At 61.2% G+C, this 17,908-nt stretch carries 17 protein-coding genes; 10 read left to right on the top strand and 7 right to left on the bottom strand.

Annotation, left to right across the window (positions count from 1 at the left end):
- Positions 1 to 253 precede the first annotated feature (253 nt).
- The 6 genes from CKW29_RS05155 to CKW29_RS05180 all read left to right on the top strand — a co-directional run bounded on the left by CKW29_RS05155 (position 254) and on the right by CKW29_RS05180 (position 6,222).
- The gene (locus CKW29_RS05155) at positions 254 to 1,000 is read left to right on the top strand and encodes an amino acid ABC transporter permease (protein WP_095145157.1); all 747 of its coding nucleotides are present in this window, start codon (positions 254 to 256) and stop codon (positions 998 to 1,000) included.
- Complete coding sequence (locus tag CKW29_RS05160) at positions 1,000 to 1,671, top strand: amino acid ABC transporter permease (protein ID WP_095145156.1); 672 nt, start codon at positions 1,000 to 1,002, stop codon at positions 1,669 to 1,671. The genes CKW29_RS05155 and CKW29_RS05160 overlap by 1 nt, the downstream gene beginning before the upstream one ends.
- Positions 1,668 to 2,402 carry an amino acid ABC transporter ATP-binding protein gene (locus CKW29_RS05165; RefSeq protein ID WP_095145155.1) on the top strand — a complete coding sequence of 245 codons (735 nt, stop codon included), beginning with the start codon at positions 1,668 to 1,670 and terminating at the stop codon, positions 2,400 to 2,402. The genes CKW29_RS05160 and CKW29_RS05165 overlap by 4 nt, the downstream gene beginning before the upstream one ends.
- A gap of 238 nt (positions 2,403 to 2,640) precedes the next feature.
- Positions 2,641 to 4,542, top strand: coding sequence for a sensor histidine kinase (locus CKW29_RS05170; protein ID WP_095148011.1), 1,902 nt, complete (start codon positions 2,641 to 2,643; stop codon positions 4,540 to 4,542).
- Entirely contained in the window at positions 4,539 to 5,864 is a 1,326-nt protein-coding gene (locus CKW29_RS05175) for a sigma-54 dependent transcriptional regulator (RefSeq protein WP_095148012.1), read from the top strand. Before CKW29_RS05170 ends, CKW29_RS05175 begins: the two co-directional genes overlap by 4 nt.
- Before the next feature lie 28 nt (positions 5,865 to 5,892).
- Entirely contained in the window at positions 5,893 to 6,222 is a 330-nt protein-coding gene (locus CKW29_RS05180; protein WP_172736522.1) for a GlpM family protein, read from the top strand.
- A 131-nt stretch (positions 6,223 to 6,353) separates the two neighbouring features.
- Here the strand turns inward: CKW29_RS05180 and CKW29_RS05185 are convergent, their stop codons facing one another.
- On the bottom strand, positions 6,354 to 7,373 hold the full coding sequence (locus tag CKW29_RS05185) for an alpha/beta fold hydrolase (RefSeq protein WP_095145152.1): 1,020 nt from the start codon (positions 7,371 to 7,373) through the stop codon (positions 6,354 to 6,356).
- 199 nt (positions 7,374 to 7,572) lie between these two features.
- Positions 7,573 to 9,882, bottom strand: coding sequence for a 5-methyltetrahydropteroyltriglutamate--homocysteine S-methyltransferase (gene metE, locus CKW29_RS05190; RefSeq protein ID WP_095148013.1), 2,310 nt, complete (start codon positions 9,880 to 9,882; stop codon positions 7,573 to 7,575).
- Positions 9,883 to 9,990: 108 nt separating this feature from the next.
- Here metE and metR point away from each other — a divergent pair, with 108 nt between their 5' ends.
- Positions 9,991 to 10,908, top strand: a complete 918-nt coding sequence (gene metR, locus CKW29_RS05195; protein WP_095145150.1) for a transcriptional regulator MetR — start codon at positions 9,991 to 9,993, stop codon at positions 10,906 to 10,908.
- Between the two features lie 29 nt (positions 10,909 to 10,937).
- On the opposite strand, the gene CKW29_RS05200 is transcribed toward metR, so the two are convergent.
- A complete protein-coding gene (locus CKW29_RS05200) occupies positions 10,938 to 11,576 on the bottom strand; it encodes a LysE family translocator (RefSeq protein ID WP_095145149.1) in 639 nt (212 codons plus the stop codon).
- Positions 11,577 to 11,600: 24 nt separating this feature from the next.
- Complete coding sequence (locus tag CKW29_RS05205) at positions 11,601 to 12,035, bottom strand: NUDIX domain-containing protein (protein ID WP_095145148.1); 435 nt, start codon at positions 12,033 to 12,035, stop codon at positions 11,601 to 11,603.
- A 148-nt stretch (positions 12,036 to 12,183) separates the two neighbouring features.
- Here CKW29_RS05205 and CKW29_RS05210 point away from each other — a divergent pair, with 148 nt between their 5' ends.
- The 3 genes from CKW29_RS05210 to CKW29_RS05220 are packed head-to-tail and all read left to right on the top strand — an operon-like array spanning position 12,184 to position 14,997.
- Positions 12,184 to 12,984, top strand: coding sequence for a helix-turn-helix transcriptional regulator (locus CKW29_RS05210; protein WP_095145147.1), 801 nt, complete (start codon positions 12,184 to 12,186; stop codon positions 12,982 to 12,984).
- Between the two features lie 34 nt (positions 12,985 to 13,018).
- Positions 13,019 to 14,635 carry an FMN-binding glutamate synthase family protein gene (locus CKW29_RS05215; protein WP_095145146.1) on the top strand — a complete coding sequence of 539 codons (1,617 nt, stop codon included), beginning with the start codon at positions 13,019 to 13,021 and terminating at the stop codon, positions 14,633 to 14,635.
- Between the two features lie 56 nt (positions 14,636 to 14,691).
- Positions 14,692 to 14,997: a putative quinol monooxygenase gene (locus CKW29_RS05220; protein WP_095148014.1), complete on the top strand. Its 306-nt coding sequence runs from the start codon at positions 14,692 to 14,694 to the stop codon at positions 14,995 to 14,997.
- On the opposite strand, the gene CKW29_RS05225 is transcribed toward CKW29_RS05220, so the two are convergent.
- From CKW29_RS05225 to CKW29_RS05235, 3 genes are read right to left on the bottom strand one after another with little or no spacing between them, the layout of a single operon-like run.
- Entirely contained in the window at positions 14,972 to 16,462 is a 1,491-nt protein-coding gene (locus tag CKW29_RS05225) for a glucosyltransferase domain-containing protein (protein ID WP_095145144.1), read from the bottom strand. The genes CKW29_RS05220 and CKW29_RS05225 overlap by 26 nt on opposite strands.
- A gap of 25 nt (positions 16,463 to 16,487) precedes the next feature.
- Complete coding sequence (locus CKW29_RS05230) at positions 16,488 to 17,441, bottom strand: glycosyltransferase family 2 protein (protein ID WP_095145143.1); 954 nt, start codon at positions 17,439 to 17,441, stop codon at positions 16,488 to 16,490.
- Positions 17,438 to 17,818: a GtrA family protein gene (locus CKW29_RS05235; RefSeq protein ID WP_095145337.1), complete on the bottom strand. Its 381-nt coding sequence runs from the start codon at positions 17,816 to 17,818 to the stop codon at positions 17,438 to 17,440. The genes CKW29_RS05230 and CKW29_RS05235 overlap by 4 nt, the downstream gene beginning before the upstream one ends.
- Positions 17,819 to 17,908: the final 90 nt, after the last annotated feature.

Genomic DNA, 17,908 nt, shown 5'->3' on the forward strand with positions numbered 1-17,908 from the left:
CGAGCGTGTGTGCCTGATCGGAGTGGCCTGTACGGTTAGTTCGTTGGCTCAAATTCGGATGCCAGAAGTTCATAGCCAAGGCGCTGTGACGAGTCATAGCCCGCTATGGCGAGGAACAGCAATGCAGGATATGGACCTCTGGCGCCGAAGTTGAGCTAACAGAACTGACCACACAGGCCACCTGGGTCGGGCGGGAACGGAGCTTCCCCCAAGCGGGTATTTGTACATTGATCGAATCCGAGGGGAGACCCTAATGAATTACAACTGGGACTGGGGCGTGTTCTTCAAGTCCACCGGCGTGGGCAGCGAGACGTATCTCGACTGGTACGTGTCCGGTCTGGCCTGGACCATCGGCATCGCCATCGCGGCCTGGATCATTGCCCTGACACTGGGCTCGATCCTGGGCGTCATGCGTACCGTGCCGAACCGCATCGTATCGGGCATCGCCACCTGCTACGTCGAACTCTTCCGTAACGTGCCGCTGCTGGTTCAGCTGTTCATCTGGTACTTCCTGGTACCCGACCTGCTGCCGGCGGACCTGCAGGAGTGGTACAAGCAGGACCTGAACCCGACCACCTCGGCCTTCCTCAGCGTCGTTGTGTGCCTGGGCCTGTTCACCACGGCCCGCGTTTGCGAACAGGTGCGTACCGGTATCCAGGCGCTACCTCGCGGCCAGGAATCCGCGGCCCGCGCCATGGGCTTCAAGCTGCCACAGATCTACTGGAACGTGCTGCTGCCCCAGGCCTACCGGATCATCATTCCGCCGCTTACCTCGGAATTCCTGAACGTATTCAAGAACACCTCCGTAGCCTCGCTGATCGGCCTGATGGAACTGCTCGCGCAGACCAAGCAGACCGCCGAGTTCTCCGCCAACCTGTTCGAAGCCTTCACCCTGGCAACGCTGATCTACTTCACCCTGAACATGAGCCTGATGCTGCTGATGCGTTTGGTCGAGAAGAAAGTCGCCGTACCGGGCCTGATTTCCGTAGGGGGTAAATGATGGAATTCGACTTCTCGGGCATCATCCCGTCCCTGCCGGGTTTGTGGAACGGCATGGTCATGACCCTGCAACTGATGGCGTTGGGCGTCGTCGGCGGGATCATCCTTGGTACTATCCTGGCGTTGATGCGTCTGTCCCACAGCAAACTGCTGTCGAACATTGCCGGTGCCTACGTCAACTACTTCCGCTCGATCCCGCTGCTGCTGGTGATCACCTGGTTCTACCTGGCGGTACCATTCGTACTGCGCTGGATCACTGGCGAAGACACACCGATCGGCGCGTTCGCCTCGTGCATCGTGGCGTTCATGATGTTCGAAGCGGCGTACTTCTGCGAAATCGTCCGTGCTGGCGTGCAGTCGATTCCCAAGGGCCAGATGGGCGCTGCCCAGGCACTGGGCATGAGCTACGGCCAGATGATGCGCTTGATCATCCTGCCGCAAGCGTTCCGCAAGATGACCCCGCTGCTGCTGCAACAGAGCATCATCCTGTTTCAGGACACCTCGCTGGTCTACGCGGTCGGCCTGGTGGACTTCCTCAATGCTTCGCGCGCCAGTGGCGACATCATTGGCCGCTCCAATGAGTTCCTGATCTTCGCAGGTCTCGTGTACTTCATCATCAGCTTTGCCGCCTCGCAGCTGGTCAAGCGTCTGCAAAAAAGGTTCGCCGTATGATCTCTATCAAGAACATCAACAAGTGGTATGGGGACTTCCAGGTGCTGACTGATTGCAGCACCGAGGTCAAAAAAGGTGAAGTGATCGTGGTCTGCGGGCCGTCCGGCTCCGGCAAATCGACCCTGATCAAGTGCGTCAACGCCCTGGAACCGTTCCAGAAAGGCGACATCGTGGTCGACGGTACTTCCATCGCCGACCCGAAGACCAACCTGCCGAAACTGCGTTCGCGCGTGGGCATGGTGTTCCAGCACTTCGAACTGTTCCCGCACCTGACCATCACCGAAAACCTGACCATCGCGCAGATCAAGGTGTTGGGCCGCAGCAAGGAAGAAGCCACCAAGAAAGGCCTGCAACTGCTTGAGCGCGTCGGTCTGTCGGCTCACGCCCACAAACACCCGGGCCAGCTCTCGGGTGGTCAGCAACAGCGTGTGGCGATTGCCCGTGCACTGGCGATGGATCCGATTGTCATGCTGTTCGACGAACCGACTTCGGCCCTCGACCCGGAAATGGTTAACGAAGTGCTCGACGTCATGGTGCAACTGGCCCACGAAGGCATGACCATGATGTGCGTGACCCACGAAATGGGCTTCGCCCGTAAAGTGGCGGACCGGGTGATCTTCATGGACGCCGGCAAGATCATCGAAGACTGCAAGAAAGAGGAGTTCTTCGGCGACATCAACGCCCGCGCCGAACGTACACAGCACTTCCTCAACAAGATCCTGCAACACTAAAACCGGCACTGCCCTCAATTAGGAGGGCAGGCTTGCCCTTGTGGCGAGGGAGCTTGCTCCCGCTGGGTCGTGTAGCGACCCCAAAACCTGCAAATGCATGTTGACTGACACACCGCATTGACCGGTTTTACGACTGCTTCGCAGCCGAGCGGGAGCAAGCTCCCTCGCCACAAGTTCTGCGTTCGACCCAACCAACAGGCAAGCCCGCTGCCACACTGGTTGACCCAAGGCATCTGTGATGAAATGCGACCCTAGCCATTATCGCGCCGCACCGCCATCACTCGCCGTGAAACCCCGTCTGATTCGCCATCTGTTTCTGCCGCCGCTGGTCATCCTGTTGATGGCCGCATTAGGCTACCTCGGCTTTTGGGTCAGCGAGCATTACGGTGTTCGCAGCCTCAGCGAAAACGGCCAACGCCAGCTGGAACTGCACGCCCGTGCCGTGGAAAGCGAAATCAGCAAGTACACCTACCTGCCCAGCCTGCTGGAGCTCGAATCGAGCGTTTCCCAACTGCTGGCCGACCCGACGCCAGAGCTCCGGCAAACGGTCAACACTTACCTCGAAGGCCTGAACCGGCGCAGCCGCAGTCGGGCGATCTACGTGATGGACACCACCGGCCGAGTGCTGGCCACCAGCAACTGGCGCGATTTCGACAGCTACCTGGGGGAAGACCTGTCCTTCCGTGCCTACTTCCAGAATGCCGTGCGGGGTCAGCCCGGACGCTTCTATGGCATCGGCAGCACCAACGGCGAACCCGGCTACTACCTGGCCCATGGCCTGGAAGAACAGGGCAAGATCATCGGCGTCGCCGTGGTAAAGGTACGCCTGGAAGCCTTGGAAGAACGCTGGCAGCGCGCCCGCCTGGAAGCCTTTGTCAGCGACGAGAACAGCATCATCATTCTCTCCAGCGACCCGGCGCGGCGACTCAAGGCGGTGCGTCCGCTCAGCGAGGACACCAAGGAGCGCCTGGCCCGCAGCCTGCAGTACTACTGGTTCCCGCTGAACGAACTGGAACCGCTGGCCCGCGAACGACTGGCCGAAGGCGTGGAGAAGTTGACCTTCCCGGCCAACGCCGAAGTGGCCTCCGATGAAGAAGCCATCAGCTACCTGTCCCAGACCCGGCCGCTGAGCGACACGCCGTGGAATTTCACCCTGCTCACGCCGCTGCAAGACCTGCGACGCGAGGCCATTAACCAGGGGATTCTGGTGGCCGTGGCGTTCGCCTTGTGTGCCTTCCTGCTGATTGCCTGGAATGAGCGACGCAAGGTGGTCGCGACCCGTCTGGCGGCTCGCGAGGCGCTGGAAGAAGCCAACAATCAACTGGAGCGTCGGATTACCGAACGCACCACCGACCTGCGGGCCAGTAACGATCGGCTCAAGAGTCAGATCCGTGAACGGCGCCAGGCCGAAGAAACCCTGCGCCACGCGCAGGATGAACTGGTACAGGCCGGCAAGCTCGCCGCCATCGGCCAGATGTCCACCAGCATTGCCCATGAATTGAACCAGCCGCTGGCAGCCCTGCGCACCTTGTCCGGCAACACCGTGCGGTTCCTTGAGCGCGGGCAACTGGACACCGCCAGTGCCAACCTGAAAACCATCAACGAATTGATCGACCGCATGGGCCGGATCACCGCCAGCCTGCGCTCCTTCGCCCGCCGTGGTGAAGACAAGGGCCAGGCCAGCCTCGGCAAAGCGATCGATGCCGCCCTGCAAGTGCTTGGCCCGCGCCTGGAAAATGCGCCGTTGCAAGTGCACCGTGCGTTCAGTGACGAGCAGGTGCAGATTGACCAGACCCGCCTGGAACAGATCCTGGTCAACCTGATCGGCAACGCCCTGGACGCCATGCACGCCCAGCCCGCGCCCGAGCTGTGGCTCGAAGGCGACATCGTCGACGGCAAGTATCGCCTGTGCGTACGCGACAACGGTCACGGCATCGACGCCGAGACCCGCAAACATCTGTTCGAACCCTTCTTTACCACCAAACCCGGCGAACAAGGCCTGGGGCTGGGCCTGACCTTGTCGGCAAGCCTGGCGGCCGCCACGGGCGGCAGCCTGGGTGTCGAGCACCCGGCCAGCGGTGGTACCGCTTTTGTCCTCAGTTTACCGTGGGTAAGCCCCCTTCCCGCCGAGCGAATATGAACAACAATCTTAGTGTGCTGATCGTCGAAGACGATCCCCATGTCCTGCTCGGTTGCCAGCAGGCCCTGGCCCTGGAAGACATTCCCTGCCAAGGCGTCGGCAGCGCCGAAGAAGCCCTGGAACAGGTCGGCGACAACTTCGCCGGTATCGTCATCAGCGACATTCGCCTGCCGGGCATTGATGGCCTGGAGCTGCTGGGCCGACTCAAGGCCCGTGACCGCAGCCTGCCGGTGGTGCTGATCACCGGCCATGGAGACATTTCGATGGCCGTCGACGCCATGCAGAAAGGCGCCTACGACTTCATGGAGAAACCCTTCTCCCCGGAACGCCTGGTGGACGTTGCGCGCCGCGCCCTGGAGCAGCGCAGCCTGGCCCGTGAAGTGACGTCGTTGCGCCGGCAACTGGCCGAACGCGACTCGCTGGAGGGGCGAATCATCGGTCGCTCGCCCGCCATGCAACACCTGCGTGAGCTGATTGCCAACGTCGCCGACACCTCGGCCAACGTGCTGATCGAAGGCGAAACCGGCACCGGCAAGGAACTGGTTGCCCGCTGCCTGCACGATTTCAGTCGCCGGCAGTCCCGGCAGTTTGTCGCGCTGAACTGCGGTGGCCTGCCGGAAAACCTGTTCGAAAGCGAAATATTCGGCCACGAAGCCAATGCCTTTACCGGTGCCGGAAAACGACGGATCGGCAAGATCGAGCACGCCGATGGCGGCACGCTGTTCCTCGACGAAGTGGAAAGCATGCCACTGGCGCTGCAGATCAAGCTGCTGCGGGTGTTGCAGGAGCGCACCCTGGAACGACTGGGTTCGAACCAGAGCGTGGCCGTCGACTGCCGGGTGATTGCCGCCACCAAGTCCGACCTCGACGAACTGGGCCGCGCCGGTCAGTTTCGCAGCGACCTGTATTACCGCTTGAACGTGGTGACCCTGGAACTGCCGCCGCTGCGCGAACGTCGCGAAGACATCCTGCAATTGTTCGAGCATTTCCTGCAGCAGTCGTCCCTGCGCTTTGACCGCAGCCCGCCGGAACTGGACAACCAGACCCTGTCCAACCTGATGAGCCACGACTGGCCGGGCAACGTGCGCGAACTGCGCAACGTCGCCGAACGCTTTGCCCTCGGCTTGCCGGCCTTCAAGAAATCCGGCAGCGGCGCCGCCCAGGGCCTGGCCTTCTCCGAAGCGGTGGAAGCCTTCGAACGCAACCTGCTCAACGACGCCTTGCAGCGCAGTGGCGGCAACCTGACCCAGGCCAGCCTGGAGCTGGGAATGGCCAAGACCACCCTATTCGACAAGGTCAAGAAATACGGCCTGAGTCACTAACCCCGAATCGAGAATACGTGTGGATCTACTGTTAAAAGCTGCGCTGGGCGCCGCGGTGGTGGTTATTCTCGCCGCACTGGCCAAGACCAGGAACTACTACATCGCAGGCCTGGTGCCGCTGTTCCCGACCTTCGCCCTGATCGCCCACTACATCGTCGGCAAAGGCCGCTCGCTGGAGGACCTCAAGACCACCATCGTGTTTGGCATGTGGTCGATCATTCCGTACTTCGTGTACCTGGCGACCCTGTATGTGATGGTGGACAAAATGCGCCTAGAGGCTTCGCTGGCCGTGGCCGCCGTGGCCTGGTTGATGGCCGCCACCGTCCTGGTCAGCGTCTGGGTGCGGGTGCATGCCTGACACTGTCGGAGCGAGCTTGCTCCGGGCGGCGTTCCGACGAAAAGCGTGAGGACCACGCGCGTTTATCCAGATAGCTCGCGTTATCGTTAACGTCCATCGCGAGCGCGCTCGCTCCTTCGGGTGGCGTTGTCTTAAAGCATATTCACACCCGGTAATGGATCAATCTGCGCCCAGTGCGAGATGTCTTCCCGGTGTTGCTGCAGATACGGCAACACCGCCGCCAGCAACGGCGCCTTGAACGCCTCCTGGAAACGATGGGCCAGCCCCGGGATCAGCTTCAGTTGGCTGCCCTGGATATGGGCCGCCAGGTGAATGCCGTGCATCACCGGCAGCAACGGGTCGGCCGTGCCGTGCACCACCAGGGTGGGCACCCGCAACTGATTGAGCAGCGCAACCCGGCTCGGCTCGGCGAGGATGGCCATGATCTGGCGCTTCACGCCTTCGGGATTGAACGCCCGGTCATAGGATTGCGCGGCCTGTTGCAACAACGCCTGGCGATCATCGGCGATGTTCGGACTGCCGAGCGCGGCCAGCAGATCAGCCTGCTGCTCCAGGGCCACTTCACGGTTCGGTGCACTGCGGCGCGAGAGCAATTGCACCAGCGCCGCGTTCGGTGCCGGCAACCCTTCGGCCCCGGAGCTGCTCATGATCAGCGTCAGGCTTTCCACCCGCTGCGGCGCCATCGCCGCCATATGCTGGGCAATCATCCCGCCCATGCTCGCGCCCAGGACATGGAATTGCTCCACCTGCAGGGCATCCATCAGGCCAAGGCCGTCCTCCGCCATGTCGGTGAGGGTGTACGGTGCCGATACCGGCAAACCCAGCTTGTAGCGCAGCGCTTCGAAGGCCAGGTTGGCGTCGGCGGGCGGTTGGCGCCAGGTCGACAAGCCGACATCGCGATTGTCGTAGCGAATCACCCGAAAACCCTGCTCACAGAGCGCCTGCACCACCTCGTCCGGCCAGTGGATCAGTTGCCCGCCCAAGCCCATCACCAGCAGCAACGCCGGATCGGACGCGCGACCGATGCTCTGGTACGCCAGGCTCACCTGTGGCAGATCGACCCGCTGGGTCGCTACATTGACGTCGCAGCGCGACGCCGCAAAGGAAGGCAGGCCGAACCACAGTCCGACCAGCAGTATGAACACCCGCATGAAAAACACCGAAACGCAGAACTCCAGTAGAGCGCGAGTCTGATGATGTTTGTTCAAGCGCGCTGCCACAGTTGCGTGACAATTTGATGAAGGCCGCCGAACGGTCATTTTCAATGACCGCGCGCTTGTTTTTCGCGAGCAGGTAACGCGTGGGCAGCGCTCCGGCTCGCGATGGCGCCTGACAAGGCACCGCAGGACGTCAAGCCAACTGGCTGCGCAACTGACGGGCCGCCGCCACCATGTTCACCAGTGCCGCCTCGGTCTCCGGCCAGGCGCGGGTTTTCAGGCCGCAATCGGGGTTGACCCACAGCCGCTCGGCCGGGACACGCTCAACGGCCTTGCGCATCAACGCGACGATCTCAGAGGTGTCCGGTACCCGCGGCGAGTGGATGTCGTAGACACCCGGGCCGATGTCGTTCGGGTAGTCGAAGGCCTTGAAGGCCTCCAGCAGCTCCATGTCCGAGCGCGAGGTCTCGATGGTGATCACGTCCGCGTCCATGGCAGCGATAGCCTTGATCACATCGTTGAACTCGCTGTAACACATGTGGGTGTGGATCTGGGTTTCGTCGCGCACACCGCTGGCACTCAAGCGGAAGGCTTCCACCGCCCAATCCAGATACTCCTGCCATTGCGACCGGCGCAGCGGCAAACCTTCACGGAATGCGGCCTCGTCGATCTGCACGATCTTGATGCCGGCGGCTTCCAGGTCGACCACTTCGTCACGCAGCGCCAGGGCCAGTTGTTGCGCCTGGACTTTGCGCGAGATGTCTTCGCGGGGGAACGACCACATCAGCATGGTCACGGGGCCGGTGAGCATGCCCTTCATGACCTTGCCAGTCAGGCTCTGGGCGTAAGTGATCCAGTCCACCGTCATGGCGTTCGCACGACTGAGGTCGCCGTAGATGATCGCCGGTTTGACGCAGCGTGAACCGTAGCTCTGGACCCAGCCGAAACGGGTGAAGGCATAACCATCCAGCTGCTCGGCGAAGTACTCGACCATGTCGTTGCGCTCGGCTTCACCGTGCACCAGCACATCCAGCCCTAAACGTTCTTGAATCTGCACGGCGTGGCGAATTTCGTGATGCATGGCGTCGGTGTAATCGTTGACCGACAGCTTGCCTTGCTTGAAGGCCTGACGCGCCAGACGAATCGAAGCGGTCTGCGGGAACGAGCCGATGGTGGTGGTCGGGAACGCCGGTAACTTCAGTCGCGCACGCTGCTGTTCGATGCGTTTGGCGAACGGCGACTGACGTTGGCTATCCGCCGCACCGATGGCGCTGATGCGTGCTTGCACCTGAGCCTTGTGAATGCGTGGCGACTCGGCGCGGCTAGCTGCAATCGCACGACTTTCAGCCAGAGCCGCTTGTACCTTGGGCGCTTGCGGATCGTTCAGGGCATCGCGCAGCACAGCGATTTCGCCACACTTTTGCACGGCAAACGCCAGCCAGCTTTTCAGCTCGGGATCGAGTTTATCTTCACGCTCAAGGTCCACCGGGCTGTGCAGCAGCGAACAGGAACTGCTGACCCACAGGTTGTCGCCAAAGCGTTCCTGGGCAAATTGCAGTTGTGCAAGCACGGGCTCCAGTTCGCAGCGCCAGACGTTACGACCGTTGACCAGGCCCACCGAGAGAATCTTGTAGATCGGCAGGCGGTCCAGCACCTGGCCGAGCTGATCCGGCGCGCGCACCGCGTCGATGTGCAGGCCCTGCACCGGCAGGCCGACGGCCAGACCGAGGTTGTCTTGCAGGCCGCTGAAGTAGGTCGCCAGCAGTTTTTTCAGCGGTGAATACTGCAGGATGTGGTAAGCGCGTTCGAAGGCATTTTTCCAGGTTTGCGGCAGGTCCAGGGTCAGGATCGGTTCATCGATCTGCACCCACTCCACGCCCTGGGCAGCGAGGCGACCAAGGATTTCGCCATAAATGGGCAGCAAGCGTTCCAGCAGGTCGAGTTTGTCGAAGTCATTGCCTTTGGCCTTGCCCAGCCACAGGTAGGTCAGCGGGCCGATGATCACCGGTTTGACGTCGTGCCCCAGGGCCTTGGCTTCTTCGACTTCATCGAACAACTGTTCCCAGCTCAACTTGAACTGCTGGTCAGCGCTGAATTCCGGGACCAGGTAGTGGTAGTTGGTGTCGAACCACTTGGTCAATTCCTGGGCGTACTGCGCTTTGCCGTGTTCACCGCAGCACGCGCTACTGGCGCCACGGGCCATGGCGAACAGCGTGTCGAGGGTCGGCAGGCCGCGCTCATCCTTGGTACGGTCAAAACGCTCGGGGATCACACCGAAGCTCAGGGAATGGGTCAGCACCTGGTCGTACCAGGCGAAGTCGCCAACCGGCAGCAGGTCAATGCCGGCGTCCTTCTGCAATTGCCAGTGCCTGGCTCGCAGTTCACGGCCAACGGCTTGCAGCGCGGCCTGGTCGAGATCACCCTTCCAATAGGCTTCGAGGGCTTTTTTCAGTTCGCGGTCGGCGCCAATGCGAGGAAAACCGAGGGTGTGGGCCAAGGCCATGGCGAGTAACTCCTGAGTAAATGATGGCGCTATTGTCGACAGCCGACCCATCATGAGACAAACTCAACCTTTTCGTGTTGATCACAAAATTTACTCATGGAGGCCACGGTGCTCGAAATCCGTCACCTGAAGACCCTGCACGCCTTGCGCGAAGCCGATAGCCTGGTCGAAGCCGCCGAACGCCTGCACCTGACCCAGTCAGCCCTGTCCCACCAGTTCAAGGAGCTGGAAGAGCGCATGGGCATGCCGTTGTTCGTGCGCAAAACCAAGCCGGTGCGCTTCACCAGCGCCGGCCTGCGCCTGCTGCAACTGGCCGACGCCACCCTGCCGCTGCTGCGTGGCGCCGAGCGCGACATCGCGCGCCTGGCGGGCGGCACCGCCGGACGGCTGCACATGGCGATCGAATGCCACAGTTGCTTCCAGTGGCTGATGCCGACCATCGACCAGTTCCGCGATGCCTGGCCGGAAGTCGAACTGGACCTGGCCTCCGGTTTTTCCTTCGCCCCGCTGCCTGCCCTGGCCCGTGGCGACCTGGACCTGGTGGTGACGTCCGACCCGCTGGAGCTGACCGGGATCACCTACGTACCTCTGTTCACCTACGAAGCGATGCTCGCGGTGGCCAACCAGCATCGGCTGGCGAACAAGCCCTACATCGTGCCCGAAGACCTGCTCACTGAAACCCTGATCACCTATCCGGTAGAGCGTGACCGGCTGGACATCTTCACCCGCTTCCTGGAGCCAGCCGACATCGAGCCGGCGCAAGTGCGCACCTCGGAACTGACCGTGATGATGATGCAACTGGTGGCCAGCGGCCGTGGCGTCTGCGGCATGCCCCATTGGGCACTGCATGAATACAGCTCACGTGGCTATGTGAAGGCCAAGCGGCTGGGTGAGAAAGGTCTGTTTGCCACGCTGTACGCCGGCATCCGCGCCGACATGCTCGACGCGCCGTACATGCGCGACTTCTTGCTGACGGCCAAAGACACCTCGTTCTCGACCCTGGATGGGGTGAGTGCGGTACGTTAGAAGCAGCCGCAAGCTTAAAGCTTGCAGCTTCAGACCATCCGCCGCGGCTCGGACAACAGCCGTACCGCCAGGCCCGCCAGCACGAAGCCCATGAAGTAACGCTGCACCGCCAGCCAGGTCGGGTTGTTGACGAACCAGGAGGCGATGCCCGCCGCGAACAGGGCGATCAACAGGTTCACGGTAAAGCTCACGCTGATCTGGGTCAGGCCCAGGGCGATGCTCTGGAAGAAGATCGAGCCGTTTTCAGGGTTGATGAACTGCGGGAAGACCGAGAGATAGAACACTGCGATTTTCGGGTTCAGCGCGCTGGTCAAAAAGCCCATGAGCATCAGTTTGCGCGACGAGTCCGGTGGCAGTTGCCGGGCTTCGAACGGCGAACGTGCTCCCGGCTTGACCGCCTGCCAGGCCATCCACAGCAAGTACAGCGCACCTGCCCACTTGAGCGCTTCGTAGGCCATCGGCACCGCCAGGAACACTGCGGTCAAACCTGCCGCCGCCGCGAACAAGTGCACGAAAAATCCCGCCACCACCCCCAGCAACGACGTCACGCCGGCCTTGCGCCCCTGACAGATCGAACGGGAGATCAGGTAGATCATGTTCGGCCCGGGCGTCAGCACCAGCAGCAGGGAAGCCGCAGCGAAAATCAACAGGTCGTGGGTGGCAATCATGGCGCAATCCTTGTCCGTGAGCGATCAGGCCGAAGCCTGCAGAGAACTGCGATAAAACGGCAGGATCAGGTCCCTTGTCAATGGCGCCAGGACCACTTCGCCGTCGCCGGCAGGATCGATCCAGATCACCTCTTCGATCTCCGCGGCCGGGGACACCGGCACGTCGACAGCCAGCTGGAAGATGTCGGCTTGTACGATGAATCCCGGCTCGTTGGCCGCGGGGGCTGAAAACTGTCCCAGGAACCTGGCGTGCGCCGGATTGATCACCAACCCCAACTCTTCCTCCAGTTCACGGGCCAGGGCATTCACGGGCAACTCATGGGCTTCAATCTTGCCGCCCGGCTGCATAAAGGCCTGGGTACCGCGCTTGCGCACCAGTAGGGTTCGGCCGTCGGGGCCGATCAGCAGGGCAGCGGCGATGCGGATAATGCGAGGCGAAGCAGAAGATGAAAGCGTCATGGATCAACGATGGCCCTAGAGAAAAACGCCAAGGATCACATGCGCGCCGCGTCTGCGTCACGCCCCGTCTGCCGGCAGCGAGATTGCCCGGACAGTCCGGGTGAGCCAGTATGTCGCCTGGCCGGGGTAACCCGATAGGGAACGCTCAATGAATCAATCGCTGGAAGACATCGCCTGGCACCGCTCGATCGGGCAACTGATCGACGCTCTGGACAAGCCCAACTTCTGGACTCAACTGCTGCGCTTGCTGGATCAGTACGTGAGCTTCGACAGCTGGGTGGTGCTGTTGTACGACGGCGACCAACGCCCCCGGGTCTTCGCCGAATGCCCAAGCGAGGACGGCCGCCCCGACCCGCTGTTTCAGGACTACCTCATGGGGTTGTTCCTGCTGGACCCGTTCTACATCGCCTGCCGCGAGCAATCGCGCACCGGCCTCTATCGCTTGGCCGAAGTAGCGCCGGAGCACTTCGAACTGACCGAGTACTACCAGCGCTACTTCCGCTTGAATGTGGTGGCCGATGAAATCCAGTTCAATTGCCAGCTGGAGGGAGACCGCACGCTGTGCCTTTCCCTGGGCAGCAAACAGCGCTTTGGCAGCGAGCAGATTGCCCTGCTGTCGCTGATCCAGCCATGGGTCCTGAGCCTGCTGCGCCAGCGCCTGCCCTACGAATCCGCAGCGGCATCGGTCCCTGATCCAACGGCCCGCCAGGGTGACTGGCGCATCCGTCTCGAAGACTCGCTCAAACAGATCAAGGGCGCACAACTGACGGCCCGGGAACTGGATGTCGGCCGCTGGATGCTCAGCGGTTGCTCCAGCAAGGAAATCGCCCGTAAGCTGGAAATCTCCGCTGAAACCGTGAAAGTCCATAAGAAACACATCTACAGCAAGCTGGGGATCAAATCCCAGTCCGAGCTGTTTTCGATCTTTCTCCAGGCACAAAATGCCTGACGAAACCTGATGATTCCGAACCCAAGGAACCCGTATGAGCCTGTCACTCCTGAGCCGCTACGCCTTCTTTGCCCTCTGCGTGATCTTCACCCTCGCCAGCCTGCCGTTTCTTGAACACGACTGGGTGTGGCCGATCTCCATCGTCACCGGCCTGCTGAGCCTGCTGGGTATCTTCGACCTGTTGCAAAGCCCCCACGCGGTGCGCCGCAACTACCCGATCCTGGGCAATATCCGCTACCTGGTGGAAGGCATTCGCCCGGAAATCCGCCAGTACTTGCTCGAATCCGACAGCGACGCCCTGCCCTTCTCCCGGGCCCAGCGTTCACTGGTCTACTCGCGCGCCAAAAATGAAAGTGCCGACAAACCTTTCGGCACGCTGGTCGATGTGTACCAGTCCGGTTTCGAGTTCATTGGCCACTCCATGCGCCCCGCGCCCCTGAGCGACCCTAGCGGTTTCCGGGTGACCGTCGGCGGCCCGCAGTGCCGCCAGCCGTACTCGGCGTCGCTGTTCAACATCTCGGCGATGAGTTTCGGCTCGCTGAGCGCCAACGCCATTCGGGCATTGAACCAGGGCGCCAAACTCGGCAACTTCGCCCATGACACCGGTGAAGGCAGCATTAGCCCCTATCACCGCGAACACGGCGGCGACCTGACCTGGGAATTGGGCAGCGGCTATTTCGGCTGCCGCACCGCCGACGGACGTTTCGACCCGGAGCGCTTCGCCGCCCAGGCACAGGACCCGCAAGTGCGGATGATCGAAATCAAGATGAGCCAAGGCGCCAAGCCCGGCCACGGCGGCATCCTGCCCAAGCACAAGGTCACCCGGGAAATCTCCGACACCCGTGGCGTCCCCATGGGTCAGGACTGCGTATCACCGTCGCGCCACAGCGCGTTTTCTACGCCGATCGAAATGATGCACTTCATCCAGCAACTGCGTGAACTCTCCGGCGGCAAACCGGTGGGCTTCAAGTTCTGCCTGGGCCACCCGTGGGAGTTCATGGGCATCGCCAAGGCCATGCTGGAAACCGGCATCCTGCCGGACTTCATCGTGGTCGACGGCAAGGAGGGCGGCACGGGCGCCGCACCGGTGGAGTTCACCGACCACATCGGCGTGCCGATGCGCGAAGGCCTGCTGTTCGTGCACAACACCCTGGTGGGCCTGAACCTGCGGGACAAGATCAAGCTCGGTGCCAGCGGCAAGATCGTCAGCGCCTTCGACATTGCCAGCGTCCTGGCCATCGGCGCCGACTGGGCCAACTCAGCCCGTGGCTTCATGTTCGCCATCGGCTGCATTCAGTCGCAAAGCTGCCACACCAACAAATGCCCAACCGGTGTCGCCACCCAGGACACCCTGCGCCAGCGCGCCCTGGTGGTACCGGACAAGGCCGAGCGGGTCTTCAACTTCCACCGCAGCACCCTCAAGGCACTGGCCGAAATGCTCGCCGCCGCCGGGCTCGAACACCCCTCGCAATTGTCAGCCAAGCACCTGGTGCGACGTATGTCCGCCACCGAGATCAAACTGTTTTCCCAGCTGCACGTGTTCCTCAAACCCGGTGAGTTGCTCACTGGCGAAGTGAACGGCGAGTTCTATTCGCGGATGTGGCAAATGGCACGGGCCGACAGCTTCGAGGCCAATGACGTGGCGGCCTGAAACCTCACCCAACGCCCGTCCTCCCAGAGGACGGGCCCAGCATCAAGGAAGAACCCATGCTCAAAGTGATTGCCCAGGACTTCATCAAACCCGAACACCTCGAAACCGTCCGCCCGTGGTACGCCGAACTGGTGGAGAAAACCCGTCAGGAAGCGGATTGCATCGCCTACGATCTGTTCGTCGATCAGAAAGACCCTGGGCATTTCATCTTCATCGAACAATGGCCGAATCAGGCCGCCCTGGATGCCCATTGCCAGTCGGAGCACTTCCGCCGGCTGGTACCGCAGATCAATCGTTATCAGGCCTGGGACTGCATCGTGGTGCTGATGGACGCGTTTACGGACGTGGCGGTTCCTTCATGACAATGAAGCCGTAATCGCCCACCAGATACATATTGTAAAACTGGCTGTCGACCACCGGCGCGAACCCTTGGTATCCCACGAGGGTCGCGTTGAGTCGCTCCTTCTCGGGAAACACATTGTTGATGCCGACCCTGGGCAGGTTCTCGGCCAACATGTAGAAGTCGACATTCAGGATGTACCCCAGCACCGGCATGACCTTGAATGATCCGCTCGCCTTCGCCAGCCAACGGTCGGAATAATTGATCGCCATGTAGATGCGCTTGGCCTCGCGCAACGGGCGGTTGGAAGCGATGTCATGGCCCAGTGAAAACAGCGCACTGGTGGCGAACTCCTTCTGCACCGTCAGTACTCGCCCGTAGGCAAAGGACAGTACCAACATGCTGAGCAAGGGAATGGCCAGCAACAACCCCAGCCGTGAGTCGACAGCCTCCAGCCCGCGCCGGCTCAAGTAGTAGACAAACACCCACAAGACACCAAAGCCCAACAGGGTCCTGGCGCCTTCATTGAAGTCCCTGAACAACAGCGTTGCACCACACACCAGCAATAGCAGCAGCGGCAGTGTCAGCAGGCACAGCAGGCCCAGACATCCCTTGCGCCACAGGCGGTCTGGTCGCTTGCACAACGCAACCGTGACCTGCACCGCGCCGAGCGCCGCACACAGCAGCACCGCCCACAGCCACCCGCGATTGCCACCCTCGAACAACAGCACAACCTTGTCCGCCACGGTGTTGATATTCACGCCCACCTGAACGAGTCCGTTGGCGCTCAGGGACTGCATCGGCAAGCGCTCGGCAATGATCGACTGATGCGTCGTCACAGAGTAAAAAAACACCCCACAGATCAACTGTGCGCCCTTCATCAGGCACAACCCACGAATGTCCTGCCATGAGCGGCCTTCACTGGCCGCCCTGACCAGTTCTATGCAGCACAGCCCCAGGAACACGTTGATGCTGAGCTGATAAAACCCCATGCCAAGGGTGACCAGGACGCCAGGAACCAACACCCGCCACAGCACCGATTTCGCACTAACGGTAATGGCGTAGACCATGGCCACCAGGCTCAACGCCATGGTCGGACCATCGTATTGATAGGACAGGTTCTGTAGAAAAAACGGGTTGTACCAGAGCGGCAGTACCACCAGGCAGCACGACAACGTGGGCCGGGGGTAGTAGTGAAATGTCAGGCGAGTCATGGCCAGGGCAATGGCAATGACGGCTATCAGCAGGGGCAACGGGAAGACATGGGGAGCACCCGAGGAAAACGTCAGGCCGCGGTAGAACAACTCGGCCACCCAGCGGCCCTGTTCTGCCCAGGCCGTACCGGCGGACAATGATCGCCAGTTGTCGTCGATGTAGTAATAGTCCGCCAGGATCAACGGCAAGATGTACATAAACGCAGCCAACACAAAGAACGCCAACACATCACGCCAGGGCAGTTCCTTGTTCGCAATGTTGGCCACGTTCATTCGCGCTCCTGTCCTGGCCCGGACCTCACTGACGCTCCGCAGGGCTCACGTTGCCCGGGCGGCCGACAATGTCCTTGATCACATAACGCGGACGATGCTTGGATTCGATATAAATCCGGCCGATGTACTCACCCAATATGCCAATGCCAATCAGCTGAACACCGCCCAGAAACAGAATAGCGGTCATCAGCGACGGGTAGCCGGGCACGCTGTTGCCAAAGAAAATCTTGTCCAGAACCATGTACAGCGCATAGACCAGGGCGAACAGGGAAACCGCACTGCCCACGTAGGTCCACAACTGCAACGGGACGGTACTGAACGAGGTAATGCCTTCCAGTGCCAGGTTCCACAACTTCCAGAAGTTGAACTTGGTGGTCCCCGCCACACGCCCGGCCCGTTCATACTCGACCACCACCGTGTTGAACCCCGCCCACGACAAGATTCCCTTCATGAACAATCGGTGCTCCGGCAGCGTACGGATCACGTTCACCACCTTGCGGTCCATCAGGCGAAAATCGCCGACGTTCTCTTCAATCCGGGTGTACGCAATCCGGTTCAGCAGATGATAGAACAACGCCGCACTGTGGCGTCTCAGATAACTGTCGGCGGCGCGCCCGTGACGTTTGGCGAGCACCACATCCGCCCCCTTCTTCCATTCGGCTATCAACAAGGGGATCACACTGATGGGGTCCTGCAGGTCCACATCCATTGGAATCACCGCATCACCAGTGGCGTATTCCAACCCGGCAAACAGCGCCGGTTCCTTGCCGAAGTTACGCGAGAAGTTGATCAGCAACACATGCTCGTCCGCCAGCGCGAGCGCTTTGGCATGCTCCGCGGTGCGGTCCGAACTGCCGTCGTTGATAAACACGATCTCGACCACGCCATCGGCCAGTACCAATTGCTGACGAACGGCCTGATAGAACAGGTTGATCGCCTGCTCCTCGTTGAACACCGGGACGATCAACGAGATTTTCATGCCTCGGGCTCCCGAAAGACCAGGAACCTGGAAAAGAGAAAACCGCAGACCAGGCTGATGGCCGAAAACACCATCAGGGTCAGCAGCCCGGGCAACCGCCAGTGGTCCGCGCCGTAGCCCACGCCAAAGCTCAGCGCCCCCATGAAGGTCACAAACAGTAGATAACGCGGGAGGGTTGCCCGGCGCTGAAAGGTGTATCGGGCATTGGCGTAAAAAGAGAACGTCACCGCCAGGCAAAAAGCCGCCAGATTACTGGGTGCCTGGCGCAGCCCCAGCAGCCCGTACAGGACGAAAAAAACCGTCCAGTGAATCAGCGTATTGAGCAGGCCAATGGAAGCGAACCTGGAAAAGCCGCGAAACGCAGGCGTTCTGAGCATGACGTTGGTTTCCAACCTGCCTGCCGGCACCGGATAGTTCATCCAGCTTGGCACTGCTTCCCGGCTTGTCTACTTTCCCGGCGGCAAACA

This window comes from Pseudomonas sp. Irchel s3a18, assembly GCF_900187535.1.
Classification (GTDB): Bacteria; Pseudomonadota; Gammaproteobacteria; order Pseudomonadales; family Pseudomonadaceae; genus Aquipseudomonas.